This is a genomic window from Flavobacterium sp. (assembly GCF_041392085.1).
Classification (GTDB): Bacteria; Bacteroidota; Bacteroidia; order Flavobacteriales; family Flavobacteriaceae; genus Flavobacterium.
In genome coordinates this window covers 489,825-513,234 of record NZ_JAWKMW010000004.1, presented here as the reverse complement: position 1 = coordinate 513,234, position 23,410 = coordinate 489,825, and the positions used below count along the sequence as shown (strand labels likewise).

The 23,410-nt window shown below is 34.0% G+C and carries 21 protein-coding genes; 12 read left to right on the top strand and 9 right to left on the bottom strand.

The window, feature by feature from the left end; translation table 11 throughout:
- Positions 1-7: 7 nt before the first annotated feature.
- Positions 8-841, bottom strand: coding sequence for a 50S ribosomal protein L11 methyltransferase (prmA, locus tag R2782_RS02405; protein WP_371266466.1), 834 nt, complete (start codon positions 839-841; stop codon positions 8-10).
- Positions 842-934: 93 nt separating this feature from the next.
- Between prmA and R2782_RS02400 the strand changes: the two genes are divergently transcribed.
- The 8 genes from R2782_RS02400 (at position 935) to yidC (ending at position 10,873) form a co-directional block, all read left to right on the top strand.
- Positions 935-2,152, top strand: a complete 1,218-nt coding sequence (locus R2782_RS02400; RefSeq protein ID WP_371266465.1) for a porin — start codon at positions 935-937, stop codon at positions 2,150-2,152.
- A 92-nt stretch (positions 2,153-2,244) separates the two neighbouring features.
- Positions 2,245-3,774, top strand: coding sequence for a glutamine-hydrolyzing GMP synthase (gene guaA, locus R2782_RS02395; protein ID WP_371266464.1), 1,530 nt, complete (start codon positions 2,245-2,247; stop codon positions 3,772-3,774).
- Positions 3,775-3,790: 16 nt separating this feature from the next.
- Positions 3,791-4,528 (top strand): LysM peptidoglycan-binding domain-containing protein, encoded by a 738-nt coding sequence (locus tag R2782_RS02390; RefSeq protein WP_371266463.1) that lies wholly within the window; start codon positions 3,791-3,793, stop codon positions 4,526-4,528.
- Between the two features lie 10 nt (positions 4,529-4,538).
- The gene (locus R2782_RS02385) at positions 4,539-6,461 is read left to right on the top strand and encodes a LysM peptidoglycan-binding domain-containing protein (RefSeq protein ID WP_371266462.1); all 1,923 of its coding nucleotides are present in this window, start codon (positions 4,539-4,541) and stop codon (positions 6,459-6,461) included.
- Positions 6,458-6,859, top strand: coding sequence for an OsmC family protein (locus tag R2782_RS02380; protein WP_371266461.1), 402 nt, complete (start codon positions 6,458-6,460; stop codon positions 6,857-6,859). The genes R2782_RS02385 and R2782_RS02380 overlap by 4 nt, the downstream gene beginning before the upstream one ends.
- Before the next feature lie 85 nt (positions 6,860-6,944).
- A complete protein-coding gene (locus tag R2782_RS02375) occupies positions 6,945-7,172 on the top strand; it encodes a DUF3820 family protein (protein WP_371266460.1) in 228 nt (75 codons plus the stop codon).
- A gap of 154 nt (positions 7,173-7,326) precedes the next feature.
- Positions 7,327-8,946: a CTP synthase gene (locus R2782_RS02370; RefSeq protein WP_371266459.1), complete on the top strand. Its 1,620-nt coding sequence runs from the start codon at positions 7,327-7,329 to the stop codon at positions 8,944-8,946.
- A gap of 34 nt (positions 8,947-8,980) precedes the next feature.
- Positions 8,981-10,873: a membrane protein insertase YidC gene (gene yidC, locus R2782_RS02365; RefSeq protein WP_371266458.1), complete on the top strand. Its 1,893-nt coding sequence runs from the start codon at positions 8,981-8,983 to the stop codon at positions 10,871-10,873.
- Between the two features lie 55 nt (positions 10,874-10,928).
- Here the strand turns inward: yidC and R2782_RS02360 are convergent, their stop codons facing one another.
- Entirely contained in the window at positions 10,929-11,882 is a 954-nt protein-coding gene (locus tag R2782_RS02360) for a fasciclin domain-containing protein (protein ID WP_371266457.1), read from the bottom strand.
- A gap of 423 nt (positions 11,883-12,305) precedes the next feature.
- On the opposite strand from R2782_RS02360, the gene R2782_RS02355 reads away from it, so the two are divergent.
- Genes R2782_RS02355 through R2782_RS02345 form a run of 3 tightly spaced genes read left to right on the top strand, consistent with a single transcriptional unit; the run spans position 12,306 to position 15,239 of the window.
- Positions 12,306-13,052: a toxin-antitoxin system YwqK family antitoxin gene (locus R2782_RS02355; protein WP_371266456.1), complete on the top strand. Its 747-nt coding sequence runs from the start codon at positions 12,306-12,308 to the stop codon at positions 13,050-13,052.
- A 32-nt stretch (positions 13,053-13,084) separates the two neighbouring features.
- Complete coding sequence (mnmA, locus tag R2782_RS02350; RefSeq protein WP_371266455.1) at positions 13,085-14,272, top strand: tRNA 2-thiouridine(34) synthase MnmA; 1,188 nt, start codon at positions 13,085-13,087, stop codon at positions 14,270-14,272.
- A gap of 28 nt (positions 14,273-14,300) precedes the next feature.
- Positions 14,301-15,239 carry an NAD(P)H-dependent flavin oxidoreductase gene (locus R2782_RS02345; protein WP_371266454.1) on the top strand — a complete coding sequence of 313 codons (939 nt, stop codon included), beginning with the start codon at positions 14,301-14,303 and terminating at the stop codon, positions 15,237-15,239.
- Positions 15,240-15,305: 66 nt separating this feature from the next.
- On the opposite strand, the gene lpdA is transcribed toward R2782_RS02345, so the two are convergent.
- The 3 genes from lpdA to truA form a co-directional block, all read right to left on the bottom strand.
- The gene (gene lpdA, locus R2782_RS02340; protein WP_371266453.1) at positions 15,306-16,694 is read right to left on the bottom strand and encodes a dihydrolipoyl dehydrogenase; all 1,389 of its coding nucleotides are present in this window, start codon (positions 16,692-16,694) and stop codon (positions 15,306-15,308) included.
- A 130-nt stretch (positions 16,695-16,824) separates the two neighbouring features.
- The gene (locus tag R2782_RS02335; protein ID WP_371266452.1) at positions 16,825-18,573 is read right to left on the bottom strand and encodes an ABC transporter ATP-binding protein; all 1,749 of its coding nucleotides are present in this window, start codon (positions 18,571-18,573) and stop codon (positions 16,825-16,827) included.
- On the bottom strand, positions 18,570-19,310 hold the full coding sequence (gene truA, locus R2782_RS02330; protein WP_371266451.1) for a tRNA pseudouridine(38-40) synthase TruA: 741 nt from the start codon (positions 19,308-19,310) through the stop codon (positions 18,570-18,572). Before truA ends, R2782_RS02335 begins: the two co-directional genes overlap by 4 nt.
- 166 nt (positions 19,311-19,476) lie before the next feature.
- Here truA and R2782_RS02325 point away from each other — a divergent pair, with 166 nt between their 5' ends.
- Positions 19,477-19,974: a metallophosphoesterase gene (locus tag R2782_RS02325; protein ID WP_371266449.1), complete on the top strand. Its 498-nt coding sequence runs from the start codon at positions 19,477-19,479 to the stop codon at positions 19,972-19,974.
- Here R2782_RS02325 and R2782_RS02320 read toward each other — a convergent pair.
- The 4 genes from R2782_RS02320 to R2782_RS02305 all read right to left on the bottom strand — a co-directional run bounded on the left by R2782_RS02320 (position 19,971) and on the right by R2782_RS02305 (position 23,239).
- Positions 19,971-21,719 carry a sensor histidine kinase gene (locus R2782_RS02320; protein ID WP_371266448.1) on the bottom strand — a complete coding sequence of 583 codons (1,749 nt, stop codon included), beginning with the start codon at positions 21,717-21,719 and terminating at the stop codon, positions 19,971-19,973. The two genes, R2782_RS02325 and R2782_RS02320, sit on opposite strands and share 4 nt — an antisense overlap.
- Positions 21,712-22,017, bottom strand: coding sequence for a hypothetical protein (locus tag R2782_RS02315; protein WP_371266447.1), 306 nt, complete (start codon positions 22,015-22,017; stop codon positions 21,712-21,714). Before R2782_RS02315 ends, R2782_RS02320 begins: the two co-directional genes overlap by 8 nt.
- Positions 22,018-22,019: 2 nt before the next feature.
- Positions 22,020-22,682, bottom strand: coding sequence for a response regulator (locus R2782_RS02310; RefSeq protein WP_371266446.1), 663 nt, complete (start codon positions 22,680-22,682; stop codon positions 22,020-22,022).
- A 143-nt stretch (positions 22,683-22,825) separates the two neighbouring features.
- A complete protein-coding gene (locus tag R2782_RS02305) occupies positions 22,826-23,239 on the bottom strand; it encodes a DUF4293 family protein (protein ID WP_371266445.1) in 414 nt (137 codons plus the stop codon).
- Positions 23,240-23,410 lie beyond the last annotated feature (171 nt).

Sequence of the window (23,410 nt, the reverse complement as noted above, 5' to 3'; positions counted from 1 at the left end):
CTCAATTCTAATTTCTAAACTTCAAACTCACCCAATTATTCCGTTCAATCGTTTTTTCTAACGTTAAACCTAATTTTTGGCAACATTCATCAATAGCCGGAATATCTTCGGTATAAAATCCACTCAAAAATAATAAACCACTTTGATTTAAGCAATGCACATAGCGATGCATATCATTCAAAAGGATATTTCGGTTAATATTAGCAATAATCACATCGTATTTTTGATCCACTAATAAGGAAGCATCTCCTTCATAAACGCTAATGTGTTGACAATTATTTCGTTCGGCATTTTCAATCGAATTAAGATAGCACCAATTGTCAATGTCAATCGCATCAATTGGTTTTGCTCCCTTCATTTCTGCTAAGATGGCTAAAATGGCCGTTCCGCAACCCATGTCCAACGTTTTTTTATCAACCAAATCAGTCTCTAATAAATGTTGGATTACCATATGTGTTGTTTCATGATGTCCTGTGCCAAAACTCATCTTAGGTTCAATAATAATATCAAATTCGGCAGCTGTTTTTGGATGAAAAGGAGCTCGAACATGGCATTTTCCATCAACATCAATGGGTTCGAAATTTTTCTCCCATTCTTCATTCCAATTGACTTGTTCGATTTCTTCAATGTGATAGGAAATTACAAATTCAGGAGAGGTCAATATAAAAATGTCATCTAAAATACTATCCGACCACAGGTCTTTTTGTACATAAGCGGTTACGCCAAATTCAGTTTCAATGAAACTTTCAAAAGGCTTTTCACCTAATTCTGCTACTAAAATTTCACAACCTAATTCTTTCGGTTCAACCGTAAAATGATATCCTAAATAGATGTTTGACATTTTTATTTTTTTTACAAAGGTAACAAACCCTAAACAATACTCATATATAACAAAAATTAAACTAATTTTGCTCGGCAAACACAACTCCAACTAATGAAAACAAAATTCTTATTTTTATCCTTGCTAATGTGTCTAATTTCAAATGCTCAGGATATAAAATTTAGCACAAAAGACAACGATTTAAAATTAGCCACTCTGCCTTACTATAACTACGGTAGAGGATTAGGCTTAACGTCTCCGGACAGTATTTTTCAATTGAACATTAGGTTTAGAATGCAAAATAGATTAGGCTATTTGAATAACGAAGGCGAAGAAGATGCTTTTGATGGTCAAATTCGCCGATTGCGATTGCGTTTTGATGGTTATGTTGGAAATCCAAAATTTTTATACGCGATTCAATTGTCTTTTGCACCTGGTGATGTTGGTGCCATTGAAGAGGGAGAAAATATTAACATTATCCGTGATGCTGTGGTTTTTTACAGACCAAACAGACATTGGAGTTTGGCTTTTGGACAAACAAAATTACCGGGAAACAGACAACGTTTCAATTCGTCCGGAGCATTACAGTTAACCGATCGATCGATTAATAATGCTCGTTTTAATATTGATCGTGATTTTGGTTTTCAAGCTTATTTTCTGAATGAAAAAAAGGATAAGTTTTCTTATAATATAAAATCAGCTGTGAGTACCGGCAACGGAAGAAATGTAACCAAAAGTCCTGATGATGGATTTGCATTAACCGGTAGAATGGAACTTTTTCCTCTCGGAGCATTTAAAAAAGACGGAAGTAATTTTGAAGGAGATATAGCTAGAGAAGAAAAAATTAAAATTTTGTTATCCGGAACGTTTCATAGAAATGTCAAAGCAAGACAAACACAAGGGCAGTTAGGGTCGGATTTGTTTGAAAAAAGAACAATGGAGTCGTTATTACTTGATGCGATGCTAAAGTACAACGGATGGGCAGTGATGAGCTCCTATATGAATCGAACGGCTCAGAACCCAATTACTTACAATCCAGAGGATGTGACAGATTTCAACTATGTTTTCATTGGAGAAGGGTTTGATTATCAGCTTAGTTACTTGTTCAGTTCTAATTACGAAATTATTGGACGATTATCAACCCAAAAAGTTGATCAAGCAATTTATCTTTTTGCCCCTAACACAAAACAATACAGTCTTGGGGTAACCAAATATTTTTGGGAGCATGCATTTAAGTTACAATCTGAATTTACTGTAGATGATTTAACTTATTTTAACGGAAGTACAAAGACAAATTGGTATATCCGTTTTCAAATAGAAATTGGAATTTAATGAACTGTTTATTTAGTATCAAAATCCATTAATTAATCATAATTTATCTCGGAAACTGTTTTTCAGTTTCTTGAATATAGCTATTTTTGCCCATGCAACACAACGTACTTATATTAGATTTTGGTTCGCAATACACTCAACTTATTGCGAGAAGAGTTCGAGAATTAAATATTTTCTGCGAAATTTTTCCTTATAACAATGTACCGGAAGATTTATCAAGCTTTAAAGCTACAATTCTTTCCGGAAGCCCTTTTTCAGTTCGAGCTGACGATGCTCCACACCCTGATTTGTCCAATATTAGAGGCAAAATGCCATTATTAGCCGTTTGTTATGGGGCTCAATATTTGGCTCATTTTGACGGAGGTGAAGTAGCTCCATCCAACACACGCGAATATGGTAGAGCTAATTTGAGTTATGTAGACGATCACGACCCATTTTTTGAAGAAGTGGCTCTCAATAGTCAAGTTTGGATGAGTCACAGCGATACAATAAAAAAATTACCGACTAATGGTGTCCGTTTAGCGAGTACCAAAGACGTAGAAAATGCGGCCTATCGTATCGAGGGAGAAAATACCTATGCAATACAGTTTCATCCCGAGGTATATCATTCTACGGATGGAAAGCAAATGTTGGAAAACTTTTTAGTACGAGTGGCAAAAGTACCGCAAAATTTTACTCCTAATGCTTTTGTGGAAGATATTGTAGCCGAATTAAAAGAAAAAATAAAAGGAGATAAAGTTGTTTTAGGACTTTCAGGAGGAGTAGATTCTACTGTTGCGGCTGTGTTGCTTAACAAAGCCATTGGTGAAAATCTGTATTGTATTTTTGTGAATAATGGTTTGTTGCGTAAAAATGAATTCCAAAATGTGTTAGACCAATACAAAGGGATGGGGCTAAATGTAAAAGGGGTTGATGCAGCCGATCGTTTTTTGGATCAGTTAGCAGGTATTGAAGAACCCGAAGCAAAACGTAAAACAATTGGTCGAGTTTTTATTGAGGTTTTTGATGATGAAGCCCATCAAATTGAAGATGTGAAATGGTTGGCACAAGGAACCATTTATCCTGATGTAATTGAATCTGTCTCGGTAAAAGGACCTTCTGCGACAATTAAATCGCACCATAACGTAGGTGGGTTGCCTGACTTTATGAAGTTAAAAATTGTAGAGCCATTGCGAATGTTGTTTAAAGATGAAGTAAGAAGGGTAGGAGCCACTTTAGGAATTGATCCTGAATTACTTGGAAGACATCCTTTTCCGGGACCGGGTTTGTCTATTCGAATTTTAGGCGATATAACAAAAGAAAAAGTTCGTATATTGCAAGATGTTGATGCAATCTTTATTGAAGGACTAAAAGCAAATGGTCTGTATGATAAAGTTTGGCAAGCAGGAGCTATTTTGCTTCCCGTGAATAGTGTGGGAGTAATGGGTGACGAGCGAACATATGAAAAAGTTGTTGCTTTGAGAGCTGTAGAATCAACCGATGGAATGACTGCTGATTGGGTTCATTTACCTTATGAATTTTTGATGAAAATATCCAATGAAATCATCAATAAGGTTAAAGGTGTGAATCGTGTAGTGTATGATATCAGCTCAAAACCTCCTGCTACGATTGAATGGGAATAATTTTAAGTTATAAAAAATGAAGAAGTTTTTATTTGGTGCAATGGTATTGCTAAGCCCCCAAATCACTTTTTCACAAACCGTAGTAAAACCCGGTATGGATCCTGTAAAACACACAGTTACATCCGGAGAAACAGTTTTAGACATTTCAAAAAAATACGTAGTTGACCCTGCTGAAATATACAGGGCTAATCGTTTTGCCATTGATGGTGTTGAAGAAGGAATGGTGTTGGAGTTTTATGCTCCACAAAAAAAGCCGGATATTGTGCTTCCAACAGATAATTATCAAGCAAAACCACTTGAAAAAGTTGTGGAATCAATTCCAAAGCCAATTGAACAACCCGAAACAAAGATTGTTCAAAAAAATAATAGTACTACTAAAACGCATAAAGTAAAACCAGGGGAAACGTTGTATGGACTCTCAAAACTTTACCATGTTTCGGTTGATGAAATTAAAAATGCGAATACAATTTTGATGAAAAACATTTTACAAGCCGGACAAACATTAAAAATTCCGGATGGCACAATTGTTGGTGAGAAAAATAACAGCATTGTAAAAAGTGACCAAAATATACCTCAATCATCAGAGTATATAAATAGTGGAGAAATAATCAAACACACTGTTGCTCCAAAAGAAACATTATATGGATTAGCAAAAAAATACAATGTTTCTGTTGATGCTATTATTAGTCAAAATGAGCGTAAATTGAAAAATGGATTACAAGCCGGACAAGTGTTAACAATTAAAGCCAATTAATACCGTTTAAATGCAGCAACCTACAAGTATGAATGTAGTATATAAAACTTTAATCATTTTTTTGAGTGTTACCAGTTTTTTGATAGCACAGACTTCTGCTTATAAACAGCATACTGTTGCCAAAGGAGAAACTATTACACAAATTGCTCAAAAATATAGAGTTACTCCTTATGACATCTATCGGTTGAATCCGGATGCTCAAAATGGGATTCAAGAAAATGCAGTACTACTTATTCCTACCTCTGCTCTTACTAAGGAGGAAAACGGAGTTTCTAAAACTCATGAAGTGCAGCCAAAAGAAACATTGTTTGGAATTGCAAAGCAATATAACACTACAGTTGAAGAGCTTGAACAAATGAATCCTGAGGTAAAAACTGAAGGACTCAAAATTGGTCAGACCATACAGGTTTCGCGTAAAAAAGCAGAAGTTATCACAAAAGAGAATAGTGATACTAAAACTGTTTATCACGAAGTGCAACCGAAAGAAACCATGTATGGAATTTCTAAACAATATAACGTATCGGTTGAAGAGTTAGAGTTGTTGAATCCAGAGGCAAAGTTAGGTCTAACGATTGGTCAAAAGTTAATTGTCAAGAGAGGAAAAAACGTTGAAATAACTTCGGGTAATCCAACAAAAAAGATTGAAATTCCCAATAATGGTAAATATTTAAACTACGAAGTAAAACCAAAAGAAACGTTATTTGGCTTGGCTAAAATGTTTCGTTTGAGTCAAGAGGAGTTGATTGTTTTGAATCCGGAATTAAAGGATGGAGTCAGAGAAGGGATGCTTTTAAAAGTTCCATCAGATGTTACTTTTAACACAGGAATTGTTCGAGAAGTGAAAGATTTAAGTAAATCCATTTCTACAAAAGAAAAAAAGGAAATAGTTCTGTTAATTCCATTCAATATCTCCAATATTGAAAGTGACACAACCCTTTCTACTCAAGCAAGATTAAAACGGGATGGGTTTTTAAACATGACATTGGATTATTATTCCGGAGTTTTGATGGCGATAGATTCGGCCAAGCGAATCGGACTGAATTTTAATGTTAAAATTTTTGATTCTCAAGAAACAAAAAGTTCATCCAATGTGATTCCAATTCTTCGAAATAACAACATTGATCAAGCTGATGTTGTAATTGGCCCATTTTATCCTCAATATGTAGAAAAAGCGGCAGAACTTTTAAACCCTAATAATATTCCTATTATTTCGCCCTTACGGGAGACAGCAAAGTCGTACAGTAATTTGTATCAATCCTTACCCTCAGGCGATTTTGTAAAGAATGTAATGTTTGATTACATACGTTCTAAGAAAGGAAACATGATAGCCTTAGTAGATAAAAAGAAAGGTTCTTCTAAACAGTTTATTGAAGAAAATCACAAGGATATTTTTATTGCTCCATTAGGTGAAAAAGGCGGAGTAATTGGCGATAGCATTACCCCGAGGCTTTTAAGGGATAAGGTTAATTATTTCATTCTAGAGACCGCTTCAACAGGTATGGTTCTGAATGCTTTGACACATTATGTAAATGCAAAATCTGCCGGTTTTCAAACGGAGTTGGTTATTTTAGATATCAATCCAACCTTTGAAACAGATGAGGTTTTCAGGAGAATTATCAAGCATAATATTATTTTTCCTTCCTTAACCAAATTTCAAGAAACCCCAGAGTCGCTCAGTTTTGCAACAAGTTATAAAAAGAAAAATAATATTTTTCCTAACCAGTATGCAATACGAGGTTTTGATTTAGTTTTTGATACAATGCTACGGCTTTCCCAAGAAGAAGATTTTGAAACCACTATTCAATCATATGCGACCGAAGGGATTGAAAATAAATTTGATTATGAGAAAAAATTAGCTTCCGGATATTCGAATAAAGGGGTTTATATTTTACGTTATCAGGAAGATTTAACGGTAATACCAGTTGAAAAATGACTTCTAAAGTAACATATATTGGTGATTTAAGAACTAAATCGATTCATCTTCAATCGGGAACCGAAATTTTGTCTGACGCACCCAAAGACAACCATGGAAAAGGAGAAGCGTTTTCGCCAACTGATTTAGTTGCCAATTCCCTTGCGACTTGTATGATTTCCATTATGGGAATAAAATCAAGAGATTTAAATGTGGATTTGACAGGTTCAACCGTTGAAGTTACCAAAATTATGCAAGCAGAACCTCGAAAAATTGCTAAAATCATTACGGTTTTAAACATGAATCTTCAAGCAGATGATAAAATTAAAACAATCTTAGAAAGAGCCGCTATGACTTGCCCGGTAATGCTTAGTTTACATCCGGATATCGAAAAAGAAGTTACGTTTAATTGGAAATAGTCTTCGTTATCTGTTGTCCGTTATCGCTTTTCAGACAACAGATAACAGATGACAGACAACGGATAACAGACAACGGATAACAGCTTTGAATCACCAAAAAATAGTCATCAAATTAGCCCACACCAAAATGCCCTATGGTAAATACGAAGGTCGGTTTTTGATTGACTTGCCCGAATATTATATCGTTTGGTATCACAACAAAGGTTTTCCGAAGGGAGAATTAGGACAACAACTTCAATTGATTTATGAACTCAAATTAAACGGATTGGAACATTTAGTTCGTAACATTAAAGATAAATTTCCAAAGCCCTAGTATTTGAATATCAAATAATTAATTTGACAGCCCAATATTGTTAAACAATCTACATATTTCATTTTTACATTGATGAATTAAATCGTACTTTTGCACCGTTTTGGAGTAAAGTTATATTCCATTTCGCACAACTACAACAACAAACAACAACACAATGAATCAGACGAAGTATATTTTTGTAACCGGCGGCGTAACTTCCTCCTTAGGAAAAGGAATTATAGCGGCTTCGTTAGCAAAATTATTGCAAGCCAGAGGTTATCGGACGACCATTCAAAAGTTCGACCCTTATATCAATGTTGATCCGGGGACATTAAATCCGTATGAGCACGGCGAATGTTATGTTACGGATGATGGTGCAGAAACCGATTTGGACTTAGGTCATTACGAGCGATTTTTAAATGTACCTACTTCGCAAGCGAATAACGTAACGACCGGAAGAGTGTATCTTTCTGTAATTGAAAAAGAAAGAAGAGGTGAGTTTTTAGGTAAAACGGTGCAAGTAGTGCCGCACATTACCAACGAAATCAAAGAAAGAATGCAATTATTGGGTAATTCAGGAAACTTTGATATTGTGATTACTGAAATTGGTGGAACAGTTGGTGATATTGAGTCATTGCCTTACATCGAGTCTGTTCGTCAATTGCTATGGGAATTAGGTGAAGAAAATGCCATCGTAATTCATTTAACGTTGATTCCTTATTTGGCTGCTGCCGGTGAGCTGAAAACAAAACCGACACAACATTCCGTAAAAACCTTGATGGAAAGTGGAATTCAAGCCGATATTTTGGTCTGTCGAACAGAGCATGAATTATCCGATGAGCTGCGTCAAAAATTGGCTTTGTTTTGTAATGTTAAAAGAGAAGCGGTCATTCAATCAATTGATGCTTCTACAATTTATGATGTGCCTAATTTAATGTTGGAAGAAGGTTTAGATAGAGTGGCTTTAAAAAAGTTGAATTTACCCGAAAAATCTTCCCCTGATTTGAAACAATGGAACGAGTTTTTATACAAATTGAAAAACCCGAAACATACGGTGAATATTGGTTTAGTTGGAAAATATGTAGAATTACAAGATTCTTATAAATCAATTTTAGAGGCGTTTATTCATGCTGGGGCAGCGAACGAGACAAAAGTGAATATCGTTAGTGTGCATTCAGAATATATAGACAAATGTAATGTAGCTGAAAAAATAGGTAGTTTTGATGGTATTTTAGTAGCACCCGGTTTCGGTGAACGAGGGATTGAAGGAAAAATTGAAACCGTTCGTTATGTTCGTGAAAATAATATTCCTTTTTTTGGAATTTGCTTAGGTATGCAAATGGCAGTGATAGAATATGCCAGAAATAAGGTAGGGTTAAAAGATGCTAATTCAACAGAAATGAATGAACAAACATCCTATCCGGTTATTGATTTGATGGAAGAACAAAAAACAATTACAGATAAAGGGGGAACTATGCGTTTGGGAAGTTGGAAATGTAATTTGGAAGAAGGTAGTTTAGCCTATCAAATTTATGGAAAAGAACAAATTGAAGAACGTCATCGTCACCGATTTGAATTTAATGGAAAATTCAAAGAAGAACTAGAAAATGCAGGATTAAAGGCAAGTGGAATCAATCCCGATACTGGCTTAGTTGAAATTATCGAAATCGAAAACCATCCTTTTTTTATCGGAGTGCAGTACCACCCGGAATACAAAAGTACAGTGGCTAATCCACATCCAATTTTTGTTGGGTTTGTAAAAGCTGCCGTTCAACATAAAGTCGTTTCTGTTTAAGTTAGAAACGCAGAAATTGTAATAATTTAAGTAAATGGAAGAAAAAAAATTAGATGTAAACTCAATTATCGGATTCGGATTAATATTCCTGATTTTGATTTGGGTGATGTACAACAGTCAACAAAACGAAGCGAAAGAAAAGGTTAAGCAAGCTCAACAAGAACAAATTGATTCGAAAGCAGACGCAACTCCAACCAAAGTTACCGAAAAAGAGACAGCCAAAATAGTTGCTCCAATTTCTGATTCTATACAGGAAGCTCAATTGCAAAGCAGTTTAGGTTCGTTTGCTTATTCGGCAACACTTCCATCTGCAAAAGAAGTATTTACCACAATTGAAAATGAAGTTGTTCGTTTAAAAATTGCGAACAAAGGAGGTTATATCGTTGAAGCCGAAATGAAAGAATTTGAGCAATTTCGTAAAGGCTCCGGAAAAAAAGTACATCTGATTAAAGACGGAAATGCTGATTTTAACATCGAATTAAAAACCAATGACAACCGTACCTTAAACACTAAAGATTTGTTTTTTGAACCAACGGTTACAAAAGAGGGTAAAAATCAAGTGGTTTCTTTAAAATTGAAAGCAGGAAACAATAAATTCTTAGAATACCGCTACGTGTTGAAACCTAACGAATATATGCTCGATTTTGCTATTCGTTCACAAGGATTAAATACGGTTTTAAATGCATCTGATCCGTTAAATTTAGATTGGAAAATTAAAACCTATCGCAATGAGAAAAGTGTAACATACGAAAACCGTTATACCGAGTTGATTTTTGAATACGAAGGTGGTAAAGATGATTATTTAGGACAAGGTTCTTCTACTTCTGATGAGCCGGTAGATGTCTCTTATATTGCTTTTAAACAACATTTTTTTACTTCTGTGTTATTGACAGACACTCCTTTTGAAAAAGCGGTAGTTGTTTCTGAAAATTTGGTAAAAGATGAAGAAAAAGATACCTTGTTTACCAAACAATTTAAAGCTTCGGTTCCGTTAGCTTTTAAAAATGGCGAAGTAAATTACAATATGAATTGGTATTATGGTCCGGCGGATTATCATATTTTAAATGAGTATGATAAGAACTTAGACGAAATTGTTCCGTTAGGATGGGGAATTTTTGGTTGGATAAACAGATACATTTTTATACCAACTTTTGATTTTCTAATCCTGTTTTTACCATACGGAATTGCCATTATTGTTTTAACTATTTTGGTTAGAATTGTCATGTCACCTGTTACCTATAAATCGTATTTATCACAAGCCAAGATGAAGGTTTTGCGTCCTGAAATTCAAGAATTAGGAGCAAAATTTGCAAAAGATCCTATGAAGAAACAACAAGAAACCATGAAATTGTATTCCAAAGCAGGAGTAAACCCAATGGCGGGTTGTTTACCCGCTTTACTGCAAATACCGGTTTTCTATGCTTTGTTTAGCTTTTTCCCTTCTGCAATTGATTTAAGACAAAAAAGTTTCCTATGGGCAGATGATTTATCTTCATTTGATTCCATTATTAATTTGCCCTTTTATATTCCTTTTTATGGGAGTCACGTGAGTTTGTTCCCGATTTTAGCTTCTATTGCTATTTTCTTTTACATGCGTATGACAACTGGAGACCAGGCGATGAGTACTCCGCCGCAAGAAGGTATGCCGGACATGGGTAAAATCATGAAGATTATGATTTACATTTCCCCGTTAATGATGTTGTTTTTCTTTAATAATTTTGCTTCCGGATTGAGTTTGTATTATTTTATATCCAATACCATTACCATCGGCATTATGTTGGTGATAAAAAACTATATCATCAATGAAGATAAAATTCATGCTCAAATTCAAGAAAACAAAACAAAGCCCAAAACCATGAACCGTTTCCAACGCAAAATGCAGGAAATGATGGAAGAAGCTGAAAAGCAAAAGAATTTGAAAAAATAGGACATAAAAAAAGCTCCGAATTATCGGAGCTTTTCTTTTTCATAGCAAATTATAATCAATCAAAAGTTGGTAATAATACGTTGTCTAATACATGTATTACTCCATTAGCTGCTTGAACATCTACAGCAACAATATTAGTAACTCTGCCTCTTTCATCGGTCAATTTAGCTCCGCCTGTTAGACCAACTGTTAAAGTTCCTGTTTCAAAAGTTGTAACCATTTGTCCCTCTGTTAAAGTAGAAGATAAAACATTTGCCCCAGCTACAACATGGTAAGTTAGTACAGCAGTTAACTGATCTGAGGTCAGTGAACCAACTACTCCCGGGAATTCGGCATCCAACGCAGCAAAAGCGGCATTTTTTGGAGCAAAAACGGTAAAAGGTGAACTTGCAGTACCGTTCAGAGTGGATACAAGACCTTGTGCGGTTAAAGCACCTGCTAAAGCTGTAAAATTAGTATCTGCCGCGGCAAAAGTTACTACAGTCGGTAATCCAATTACAGTATCTACAACGTGTACAACACCATTGGAGGCTATTATATTAGGTGTTACAACATTAGATACTCCATTCAATCTAACGCCTGCAGAAGTATTTACATACATGTTTAAATTGTTGCCGGTTTCCGTACCGCCGAAAGTCGCTAGTGTTTCAATGTAACCGGTTGTTAATTGAGACGATTGTACGCTACCGGTAACAACATGGTTCAATAATACTTGTCTTAATACGTCAACTGGAACAGCCTCTAGATTAGCAAATCCATTGTCGTTTAAAAAGTCTTGAAAAGCATCGTTAGTCGGTGCAAAAACTGTAAGTTGTGTGGTTCCGTCTACAGCTGCTACTAACCCGGCACGATCTAAAGCTTCGACCAAAATACTCAAATCAGGAGTACGAGAAGCTATGGCAGCAATCGTGTTGCTTTGAGGTGGGTTTGAATCATCATCGCTACAGGAAAGTGTAGCTATTGCTAAGAAAGCAATGAAAACTGATTTTAAAATTTTTTCTTTTTTCATAGTTATTGAGTTTTTTATTGTTTGACAAATATAAATAATATTTTTAATATTGTTTAATCATTATAAAAAAAAGATAAACAAAAAATATAGAACATCCATCTTGTGAATTTTTATTAAATAGCTAAATTACTTAAAAATAAAGGGTGTGAGCTACAATTGGCATGGATATTTATTTTAATGTATTTGTTTAATTTTAATAAAAATTTAACAAACAATATTTTCATTTAAAAAAAAAACAAAATCATCTCGTTAAAGGTATTGGTTCAACTTTATTAAAATGTAAAAAGCATAAAACTATATATTGCATTGGAAGTCTTCATCCGTTTGAAAGCACTTTTGTTATAGATTACAACAGAATCAATAGCAAATCAATCTAAGAAATATACTATTTTTGTTTTTTTGTAGTTTACAAATAAAAAAAATATGGAAAGACAAATGTTTAAAAAATTAATTTTTATTTTTCTTTATTTCTCTTCATCTCTATTGGCACAGGAAAAAATTAATCAATTGGATAAAGAAGGAAACAAACACGGCATTTGGAAAGGTTATTATGATGATACCAAAAATCTTAAATACGAAGGTGAGTTTGATCACGGGAAAGAAAGAGGTGTTTTTACCTTTTATGACAATACAAAAGTAAAGAAAATTGTTGCCACAAGGGATTTTTCTGCTAATGACGGAACATGCTATACCATTATTTTTAATGGTAAATACAAAGTCAGCGAGGGTAAGTTAGTCAATAAGATGCATGAAGGTGAATGGAAATTTTATCACCTTCGATCGGACACTATTATGAATTTAGAAAATTATAAAAATGGTCAATTACATGGTGTAAAAAAAGTATTTTACAATACCGGATTAATTGCTGAAGAATCATATTATGAAAACGGAATAAAGGAAGGACCTTATAAAAAAGTGGCAGAAAATGGTGTGATTTTAGAAGAATCGTTTTTTAAGAACGGGCAATATCATGGGCAAGCTATTTTTAGAGAAGCAGCAGGCGATAAATATTCTACAGGCGAATACAAAAAAGGAAAATCGGTAGGAATTTGGAAATTTTATGAAAAAGGAAAATTAGTTAAAGAAGAAAACCGAAGCGAAAAGAAAAAAGCCAAACCCAAAACTGCACTTGGCGAAGCTAAAAGAAAAGTTAAAGCACAGAAACAGTAATTTCAGAAATAATTACCTTTGCAAAAAAAGAAATGAAAAGAGTAGTAGTCGGACTTTCCGGCGGTGTAGATTCCAGCGTAGCGGCCTATTTGTTAAAAGAACAAGGTTACGAAGTCATCGGTTTGTTTATGAAAAATTGGCACGATGATTCGGTGACAATTTCTAATGAATGTCCGTGGTTAGAAGATTCCAACGATGCTCTTTTAGTTGCGGAAAAACTTGGAATTCCATTTCAAACGGTCGATTTAAGTGAGGAATACAAAGACCGTATTGTAGATTACATGTTCAAAGAATATGAAAACGGGCGAACACCAAATCCCGATGTACTTTGCAATCGTGAAATCAAGTTCGATGTATTCATGAAAATAGCTCTCTCTTTAGGAGCAGACTTTGTTGCAACCGGACATTATTGTCGCAAAGGAATTCTTGAGAAGGATGGAAAAGAAATCTATCAATTGCTTGCAGGTATTGACAACAACAAAGATCAATCCTATTTTTTATGTCAATTATCGCAAGAGCAATTGGCAAAATCGTTATTTCCCATTGGAGAATTAACCAAGCCACAAGTGCGTGAGATTGCTTCTAAACTAGACTTAATCACCGCAGAAAAAAAAGACTCACAAGGATTGTGTTTTATTGGAAAGGTAAGATTACCGGAATTTTTACAACAACAACTGCAACCCAAAGAAGGAATAATAGTTGAAATTGATAAAAGCGATTCAATTTATAATGCAGAAAGGCCAATTTTTGAAACAGTTGAATCACAATTGAGTCATGATGCTCAATCAATTCAGTATTTGCAGACTATGGGAAAACAAGTGGGCAAACATCAAGGTGCACATTATTTTACTATTGGTCAACGAAAAGGATTGAATGTGGGAGGAACAAAGGAAGCTTTATTCATCATTGCAACTGATATTATGACAAATACTATTTATACCGGACAAGGACAATCTCATCCCGGATTATTTCGTAATACTTTAAAAGTTCAGCCTCAAGAGATTCATTGGATTAGAGAAGATTTACGTTTAAATAATGGTGAAACAATGGAAGTGATGGCAAGGATTCGCTACCGTCAAGTATTGCAAAAAGCAACGTTATATCAATTTGAAAGTGGACTCTATGTCGTTTTTAGAGAGCCACAATCTGCCATCACTGAAGGACAATTTGTAGCTTGGAATGTGGGTGATGAATTAGTAGGTTCAGGAGTAATTTCGTAAATTGCTACTTTATTATAAATTAAATTTTATGAATAGAATTACTTCTCTTTTCAATATACAATATCCAATTATTCAAGGTGGAATGATTTGGAACAGTGGTTACAAATTAGCAAGTGCCGTCAGTAATGCCGGTGGTTTAGGTTTAATAGGTGCCGGTTCGATGTATCCGGACGTTTTGCGTAATCACATTCAAAAATGCAAAAAGGAGACGAATAAACCTTTTGGTGTAAATGTGCCGATGTTGTATCCGAATATTGAAGAAATCATGCAAATTATTGTGGAAGAAGGGGTGAAAATTGTTTTTACTTCTGCCGGTAACCCAAAAACATGGACTTCTTTCCTAAAAGAAAAAGGAATAATTGTAGTGCATGTAGTGAGTAGTTCAAAATTTGCACTAAAAGCACAAGAGGCTGGGGTAGATGCCGTTGTAGCCGAAGGTTTTGAAGCCGGAGGACACAATGGAAGAGAAGAAACCACCACCTTAACATTAATTCCGATGGTCAAAGAAAATATTTCTATTCCGCTAATTGCAGCGGGAGGAATTGCTACCGGTAGAGGAATGTTGGCCACTATGATTTTAGGTGCTGATGGCGTACAGATGGGAAGCCGCTTTGCCGCATCTGAAGAAAGTTCGGCACATGTAAACTTTAAACAAACTATTATTGACACGAAAGAAGGCGATACGTTGGTTACATTGAAAGAACTAGCTCCCGTTCGATTAATAAAGAATAAGTTTTACAATGACCTTCAGGAATTGTATTCGTCATGTCCATCCACCGAAGAATTAAAAGAATTGTTAGGTCGAGCGAGAGCTAAACGCGGAATGTTTGAAGGTGATTTAGAGGAAGGCGAATTAGAAATCGGTCAAATTGCCGGATTAATTCACGATATCAAACCGGTAAAAGAAATTATTGATTCGGTTATGGAAGAATTTGAATTGGCGAAGAAGGAGGCTTCTTTACTTTAATTTATTCAATAATAAAAAAACCGCTCAGCTTTTTAAGTTGAACGGTTTTGTACTTTATTATTATTTCTACAAGTGAATCACTTCACCATAGGCATCGGCCACAGCTTCCATTACCGCTTCACTCATCGTTGGGTGCGGGTGAATAGCTTTTAGAATTTCGTGTCCTGTTGTTTCTAATTTTCGAGCTACCACGGCTTCGGCAATCATATCGGTTACGCCGGCACCAATCATGTGACAGCCCAACCATTCACCGTATTTAGCATCAAAAATAACTTTTACAAATCCGTCTGGAGTTCCGGCCGCTTTAGCTTTTCCGGAAGCTGTAAACGGAAATTTACCAACCTTTAATTCATATCCTTTTTCTTTTGCCTGCTTTTCTGTTAACCCAACAGAAGCAATTTCAGGTGTAGCATAGGTACAACCCGGAACGTTTCCATAATCAATAGGTTCTACGTGATGACCTGCAATTTTTTCTACACACAAAATTCCTTCTGCAGAAGCCACGTGAGCCAAAGCTTGTCCGGGTGTAACATCACCAATGGCATAATAACCCGGAATATTGGTTTGATAATAATCGTTTACTAAAATTTTATCACGGTCAACGGCAATACCAACATCTTCTAAACCAATGTTTTCTATATTCGTTTTGATTCCTACTGCTGAAAGCAAAATATCGGCTTCTAAGACTTCTTCACCTTTGGCTGTTTTTACAAATGCTTTAACACCATTTCCGCTTGTGTCAATTCGTTCTACAGAAGAATTTGTCATCACATTAATACCTGATTTTTTGAGAGAACGTTCAAATTGTTTTGAAATATCTTCATCTTCTACCGGTACTACATTCGGCATAAATTCTACAATAGTTACTTCAGTTCCCATCGCATTATAAAAACTGGCAAATTCAACCCCAATGGCACCGGAACCAACTACTATCATCTTTTTTGGTTGTTCCGAAAGTGTCATAGCCTGACGGTAGCCAATTACTTTTTTTCCATCTTGAGGAAGATTAGGTAACTCTCGTGAACGAGCTCCGGTGGCAATAATGATATGCTCTGCGGAGTATTCGGTCACTTTGCCATCTGCAGCAGTGACGTCAATTTTTTTGCCTGGTTTTATTTTGCCGTAACCTTCAATGACATCAATTTTATTTTTCTTCATTAAAAATTGTACACCTTTACTCATTCCATCTGCCACTCCACGACTACGGTTGATAACTGCTCCAAAATCTTTATCGAATTCTTTTACAGTAAGACCATAGTCTGAAGCATGTTTCAGGTATTCAAACACTTGAGCAGATTTCAAAAGTGCTTTGGTGGGAATACATCCCCAATTTAAACATACACCGCCTAAGTTTTCTTTTTCTATAACGGCTACTTTAAAGCCCAATTGTGAGGCACGGATTGCTGTTACATAGCCACCGGGACCACTACCTAAAACAATAACATCGTATTTCATTATCTATGTTTTTTCGTAATTACAGAGTGCGAATTTAATGATTTAATATGTTTTTAAAAAGTTTTTAAGGACAGTTTTCTGTTGTCTGTTGTTGGTTATCTGAAACTGATAGCAGAAAAAGAATAACTTTTTATTGTTCAACTATAAATTGAGAATCGTATAAGTTTTTATAAAAACCTTTTTCGTTCAGTAAAAGTTCGGCGTGTTTACCTTGTTCTACAATTTTTCCTTTATCCATTACAATAATTTTATCTGCATTCACAACAGTTGCTAAACGGTGAGCTATCACAATAGAGGTTCTTCCTTTGGTTATTTTTTCTGTTGCTTGTTGAATTAATTCCTCCGAATAGGTATCAATCGAAGAAGTGGCTTCATCCAAAATTAATATACTTGGATTACTAACATAAGCTCTCAAAAAAGCAATCAATTGGCGTTGACCAGAAGAGAGCATCACACCTCGTTCTTTTACATTGTAATCGTAACCATTGGGTAAAGACATGATGAACTCGTGAACGCCAATTTTTTTTGCTGCTTCAATTACATCTTCTCTTGTAATCTTTGGGTTATCAAGTGTGATATTACACAGAATTGTGTCGGCAAACAAAAAAACATCTTGCAAAACCACGGCAATTTGTTTTCGGAGGCTTTTTAGATCGAATTCGTTGATGTTTTTTCCATCGATTGAAATGGTTCCGCTTTGAATTTCGTAAAATCGATTTAATAAATTAATTATCGTTGATTTGCCTGCTCCTGTAGAGCCAACAATAGCTATTGTTTCTCCAGGATTAACCTCTAGATTTATGCCTTTAATTACTTCTTCATCTTCAATGTAACCAAAACGGACATCTTGAAAAGATAATTTCCCAACAAAGTGAGGAGCTTCAACCAAACCGTTTTCTTGTACTTGGTCTTGAATATCCAAAATAGCAAAGACCCTATTAGCGGCAATCATACCCATTTGCATCTCGTTGAATTTATCTGCGATTTGTCGGAGAGGGTTAAATAACATTCCAATCAACATCGTATAGGTAAATAAATCACCAAAAGTGGTAGTAGTTTCTCCTTCAATTAACGATAATCCACCAAAATAAATGACAAAAGCCAACGTGAAATAAGTGACTAAATCTGCAATTGGAAAGAAAATAGAGTTATACCAAACCGTTTTAATCCAAGCTTTCTTGTGTTTATCATTGATGATTTTAAACTTCTCATATTCTATTTGTTCTCTCGAAAAGAGTTGAACAATTTTCATTCCGGTCACTCTTTCTTGTACAAAAGTGTTAATGTTTGCTACTTGAGTTCGAACTTCTTCAAATGCTGACTTCATTTTTAACTGAAAAATGCGGGTTGCATAGAGCAAAATAGGCATGGCCAGTATGGCAATCCAAGAAAGTTTCCAATTCATATAAAACATAACAAAAATAACAGCAATCATCTTCATTAAGTCACTGATAATCATGAATAAACCTTGGCTGAATATTCTTGCAATTGCTTCGATGTCAGAAACAGAACGAGTAACCAATTGACCCACCGGAGAATTATCGTAATATTTCATTTTGAACCGTAGCATATAATCAAAAAGCTTTACACGAATATCCCGTACAATGTCTTGTCCTAACCAATTGGCCCAATAGACAAAATAAAATTGCGATAGTACTTCGAGAATTAAAACGACTCCCATCAAAAGAATATAGAACATCAAGCCATGATTGTCATGTGTTTTGATATAATCGTCCACTGTATTTTTCAATAAATAGGGGCGAAGGGCAGCAAAGACAGAAAGTCCAATTGCCCAAAAAATTACTCCTCTAAATCGCCATTGATAAGGTTTAGTATAGAATAAAATTCGTTTGAATAAATGAGTGTCAAAAGCTTTCATTCTGTGCTGTAGGGATAAGAAATTTGGGTTAAATAAAGGCCGTGTGCCGGAGCAGAAAATCCTGCCTGACTACGGTTTTTACTTTCGATAATGGTTCGTAACTGTTCGGGGTCAATTTTTTCTTGGCCAATGTTTATCATTGTACCAACAATTGCTCGCACCATGTTACGCAAGAAACGATCAGCAGTAATAGTAAAGACTAAATTGTTTTCGTTTTGTTGCCAAATGGCATTTTTTATTGTGCAATTAAAAGTGAAAACATCAGTATTAACTTTTGAAAAACATTCAAAATCAGTATAATCTAATAAAATTTTGGCTGCTTGATTCATTTTTTCCAATTTCAACGGATAAAAATGATACCAACTTAACTCGTTTATAAATGCATCTTTGGCAGAATGAATATGGTATTCATAGGTACGTTCAATAGCATCAAAACGGGCATGAGCTTCTGCATCTACTTTGAAAATGGAATAGATTACTATATCTTTTGGAAGAAAGGAATTGAGTTTTGGTACCCAAAAAGAGCTACTAATTTCATCATTATAGTCAAAATGAGCAAACATTTCTCTCGCATGAACACCTGCATCTGTACGACCGGCAGCTACAATTTCGATTTTATTTTTAAATAAAAGAGAAAGAGCTTTTTCTAAAGTTTCTTGAATAGTTACAGCATTAGGTTGTGATTGCCACCCGTGATAATTTGTTCCGTTGTAAGCTAGTTTGATAAAGTATCTCATAATTCAATTAACAAAGATAATTGAATTGAAATTGTGACAAATTTAGAATAGGTATAATTTTACGTTAAACTTTGTGAAAGAAGGAAGGAGTTGTGAAAAATGAGTTTTTTGGTTTGAATTATAACTAATTTGTATGTTTGTGTATAGTCTACAAATAGTTTAAATATTGAAAAAAATCCTTCTTCTTTCGGATACACATAGTTACATTGACGAAAAAATTTTAAAATATGTTCGTTTAGCTGATGAAGTTTGGCACGCCGGTGATATTGGTGATTTGTCGGTAACAGACCAAATTAAAAAACTCAAACCGCTACGGGCTGTTTATGGTAATATTGATAATGACAAAGCTCGAATGGAGTTTCCTTTGAACAATCGTTTTTTTTGTGAAGGAGTTGAGGTCTTAATCACGCATATTGGCGGTTATCCCGGAAAATATAATCAAGCTATTTGGGAAAAACTAAGAATTAATCCCCCAAAATTATTCATTTGCGGTCATTCGCATATTTTGAAAGTTCAGTATGATAAGGTGTTGAATTTGCTACACATGAATCCGGGAGCAGCAGGGATACATGGATTTCACCAAGTACGTACCATGCTTCGATTTGAAATTGACGGAGAGCAAATAAAGGGGTTAGAAATTATAGAAATGGATAAAAAAGTTTAATGTGGAATATGTAGTTTGATATAAACCAAAGTCCCGGCATTAATTTTAGAAGTAATGGTAATTTTTCCTTTTAAGTTTTTTACACGTGCCTTAATTTGAGTTATCCCAAAACCATCACTAGTATATGTTTTAGAACTGTCAAAACCTTTTCCGTTGTCTTCTACATTGATAATGATGCAATCGTTCTTTTCTTCCAAAGTAATGTAACCACTTTTTGCTTTACTGTGTTTTACGATATTATTAACTAATTCAGTAATGATAAAGTAGACTTTAATTTCAAAATCTTCGTTGTACCTTTTTTGGTTGGAACCAAAAAAGTTGAATGTAAAATGTATCACTGAATTAGAATTTTTTTCACACAAATCTTGTACAGCATAATACAAACCTAGTTTGGCTAATACAGGCGGAACCAATTCATGTGATAAGTCCCGAACCTGATCGTGAGCTTCTTTTAAAAGTGAACGAGCTTTTACAATCTCTTCCGGAATTTCACCTTTATGTCCCACTAAATAAGCTGATAAATGCAAACCGGCTGATGAAAGTAAAGCACTAATATTATCGTGGAGTACTTCAGAAAGTTTTTTTCGTTCAATTTCTTGTCCGTCTATGGATGCGTTGATAATGTTTTCCTGAATTTCACTATCTAATTCCTTAATTTTATTGCGTTGTTTTAATTGTAAGTTTTGATAAAAGAAGTAAAATAACACCAAACTAAATCCGAATAAGGCTACAAAAATAAATATGATTTTTTTGTTTCGGCTTTGCCTTTCTTCCAGTTGTTTGGATTTCTCCTTAAATTCGTCTTCAACTTTTGCGATGTTGTATTTGGTTTCTATTTCCCGGATTTTATCACTAAGGTTTTCGTTGTATAACTTTTGACTGTACTCATAAGCTAAAGAGCTGTAAAAGTTTGCTTTTTTATAATCACCTATTTGTTCATAAGCATAAACTAAGTTTAAATATAATTCTACATAATAAAATGTAGTTAAATCATCTTTGTATTCGTTTTTGATTTTTTCATATGTCTCGGCTCCTTTTTTAAAATTATTTTCATATTGCATATAGTAATATCCGTAGTTGCTTAAAGTGCCTATAATTGAACTTTTAATATTGTTTTTTACTGCGAAATTATATGAGCTATCTAAATAAGATTTCGCATTTTCCTTTTCATTTATTAAAGTATAGTATACAAAATGATTATTATAACTGAATGATAGTCCAGAAATTGAATTTGTCAATTTGTCTAATACAAACTTTTTTTTCATGTAATAATATGAGCTGTCTATTCGTTTTGTTGTATGAAGCCGAAATAGATTATGATAAACATGAATTAGAGAAGCTGTATCTTTCTCTGTTAAAGCAATTTTTTTTGCTTTATAATAATTTTTAAAAGCTCTATTGGTATCACTGATAATCGAGTAACGAGTTGCAATTTGTTCAATTATTTCTGCACGACCTTTCAATTTATTTTTTTCTGAAACAGATAGTGCTTTGTATAATGTGTTTAATGCCTTTTCATGATCATTCAACGTGCCGAAAAGTTTTGATTTCCGGACAGAAATTCTACAAAAATCAAAATATTTTTTTTGTGCTAAAAAATCATCTGATTTCTTTTTCGCATAGTTTATAGCTTTAATTAGTTCTTTTTTTTCTGAATAATAATCAATTGAGTCAACTTTTGGTTGGCTGAAAGAAATAGTACCTAAAAAAAGTAAAAAAAAAATTATTATAAAAATTCTATCCATTGACGAATATTTTTACTTTAGGTTTTGAAGCTGTTCCAGCCCCCCAATTATTTTCGATAGAATTGTAACTTTGTTGAATAAATATAATTTCAATTTCACTATTGTATTGTTTACAATTTATTTCGGCAGAAATAAATTTAGCTGATGGTTGGGTTTGCCCATTTTGCAGATCTATTGTAATCGAATAAACACCATCTTTTTCAGTTACTCCGGTTGTACAATTGTCGGGATAGAAATAGGTTAATTTATAGTTGTCTGTATCAATTCTCTCAGTTGAATAAGTCCCTAAAAGTTCCATAGTTATTGTTTAATTAAGTTGTTTTTAATAGCAAATTTCACAATTCCGATTGTGTTTTTAACATTCAGTTTTTTGATTAAATTTTTACGATGAGTTTCTACCGTATTTAAACTTATTGACAGTTCTTCACCAATTTCTTTACCACTGTATTCTAGAGATATGAGTTTTAAAATCTCCAATTCTCTATCCGTTAAAAGTGATTTTACAGTGGCTTCATTAATAGTTGTTTCTGAAGAATTACCAGAAAAAGAATTAAAAATTTTTTCTTGAATATTTTGTGAAAAATAATCTTTTCCACTAGCCACACTTTCAATGGCTTCAATTATGCTATCTCCGGCACATTGCTTGGATAAATAACCATTTGCTCCCAATTTTAGCACTTCCTTAATCAATTTAATATCATCATAACTTGACAATATTATGACTCGGCAACCAATGTTTTGTTCTGTAAGTTCTTTAAGTACTTCAATTCCGTCTTTGTGGGGCATGTTTATATCCATTATCAAAATATCTGCCCCATTTGAACTAAGTTTACTTACTAAGTCTATTCCATTTAAAGAATGCCCTACAACTTCAAATTTTGAATTAGTTTTGAGCACAGCAAGCATTCCGTCAATTAAGACTTGATGATCGTCGGCCAAATGAATTTTTATTTTATCAGACATACAAAAGAATAGATTTTCTAATAGAAATTATGATTACCAAATGTAAAAAAAATAACTTTCATTAAATGATTAATCGTTTAAATAAAAAATCCGAATCAAAAGATTCGGATTTTAACGCACTAAAATAAACTAAGTTTACAGTATTATTTACGTAGCCTGCCCGACGATTTTACGAGCTTTTCGTCCTTTTGAATAGCGATATTGGCTAACGCTAAAAATACGATAGAAAGTAAAGGAAGAACCAGCCCAATACCCTTCTTAGACACATAGGGGTCTCCAGATAATTTTGGGGCATACAACACAAATAATAACAATAAAATTACATTTAATATGATATTCAATCTGCACAAAACAAATTGATGTTGTCTTTTTCGGTAAGAAATAATAGCCAATGTTGCCAATAAAGCACTGAAACCAAATAAAATGGAAATAGGCAAATCTCCTTGAAAATAAAAAGGAAAACCATTTTCATCATACCATAAAGGTAAAAGAAAAGGTAAAATCCCGGAACACAAGATAGCACCCAATAAATAAACAGATTGTATTCTTTGTAACATTTTTTATTATTAACTCAGCAAAAATATATTTTTCTTTTTTAATAATTACTATTGTTTATTAAAAAATATTTGTAATATTGCACTGTTAATCTGTTTTTTCTTCATTACAACAGATAAGATATTTATAGTGTACCTCATTACATTTTCCGACTAAATTTAACATTTAAGAAC

Bases quoted from the DNA above. Each gene is read 5' to 3' on its own strand.
- lpdA (WP_371266453.1), bottom strand. From the start codon at position 16,694: ATGAAATACGATGTTATTGTTTTAGGTAGTGGTCCCGGTGGCTATGTA.
- R2782_RS02345 (WP_371266454.1), top strand. From the start codon at position 14,301: ATGAATAGAATTACTTCTCTTTTCAATATACAATATCCAATTATTCAA.
- R2782_RS02390 (WP_371266463.1), top strand. From the start codon at position 3,791: ATGAAGAAGTTTTTATTTGGTGCAATGGTATTGCTAAGCCCCCAAATC.
- R2782_RS02385 (WP_371266462.1), top strand. From the start codon at position 4,539: ATGCAGCAACCTACAAGTATGAATGTAGTATATAAAACTTTAATCATT.
- R2782_RS02355 (WP_371266456.1), top strand. From the start codon at position 12,306: ATGGAAAGACAAATGTTTAAAAAATTAATTTTTATTTTTCTTTATTTC.
- R2782_RS02370 (WP_371266459.1), top strand. From the start codon at position 7,327: ATGAATCAGACGAAGTATATTTTTGTAACCGGCGGCGTAACTTCCTCC.
- R2782_RS02315 (WP_371266447.1), bottom strand. From the start codon at position 22,017: ATGGAACTTTTAGGGACTTATTCAACTGAGAGAATTGATACAGACAAC.
- guaA (WP_371266464.1), top strand. From the start codon at position 2,245: ATGCAACACAACGTACTTATATTAGATTTTGGTTCGCAATACACTCAA.
- mnmA (WP_371266455.1), top strand. From the start codon at position 13,085: ATGAAAAGAGTAGTAGTCGGACTTTCCGGCGGTGTAGATTCCAGCGTA.
- truA (WP_371266451.1), bottom strand. From the start codon at position 19,310: ATGAGATACTTTATCAAACTAGCTTACAACGGAACAAATTATCACGGG.
- prmA (WP_371266466.1), bottom strand. From the start codon at position 841: ATGTCAAACATCTATTTAGGATATCATTTTACGGTTGAACCGAAAGAA.
- R2782_RS02335 (WP_371266452.1), bottom strand. From the start codon at position 18,573: ATGAAAGCTTTTGACACTCATTTATTCAAACGAATTTTATTCTATACT.
- yidC (WP_371266458.1), top strand. From the start codon at position 8,981: ATGGAAGAAAAAAAATTAGATGTAAACTCAATTATCGGATTCGGATTA.
- R2782_RS02320 (WP_371266448.1), bottom strand. From the start codon at position 21,719: ATGGATAGAATTTTTATAATAATTTTTTTTTTACTTTTTTTAGGTACT.
- R2782_RS02380 (WP_371266461.1), top strand. From the start codon at position 6,458: ATGACTTCTAAAGTAACATATATTGGTGATTTAAGAACTAAATCGATT.
- R2782_RS02400 (WP_371266465.1), top strand. From the start codon at position 935: ATGAAAACAAAATTCTTATTTTTATCCTTGCTAATGTGTCTAATTTCA.
- R2782_RS02310 (WP_371266446.1), bottom strand. From the start codon at position 22,682: ATGTCTGATAAAATAAAAATTCATTTGGCCGACGATCATCAAGTCTTA.
- R2782_RS02305 (WP_371266445.1), bottom strand. From the start codon at position 23,239: ATGTTACAAAGAATACAATCTGTTTATTTATTGGGTGCTATCTTGTGT.
- R2782_RS02360 (WP_371266457.1), bottom strand. From the start codon at position 11,882: ATGAAAAAAGAAAAAATTTTAAAATCAGTTTTCATTGCTTTCTTAGCA.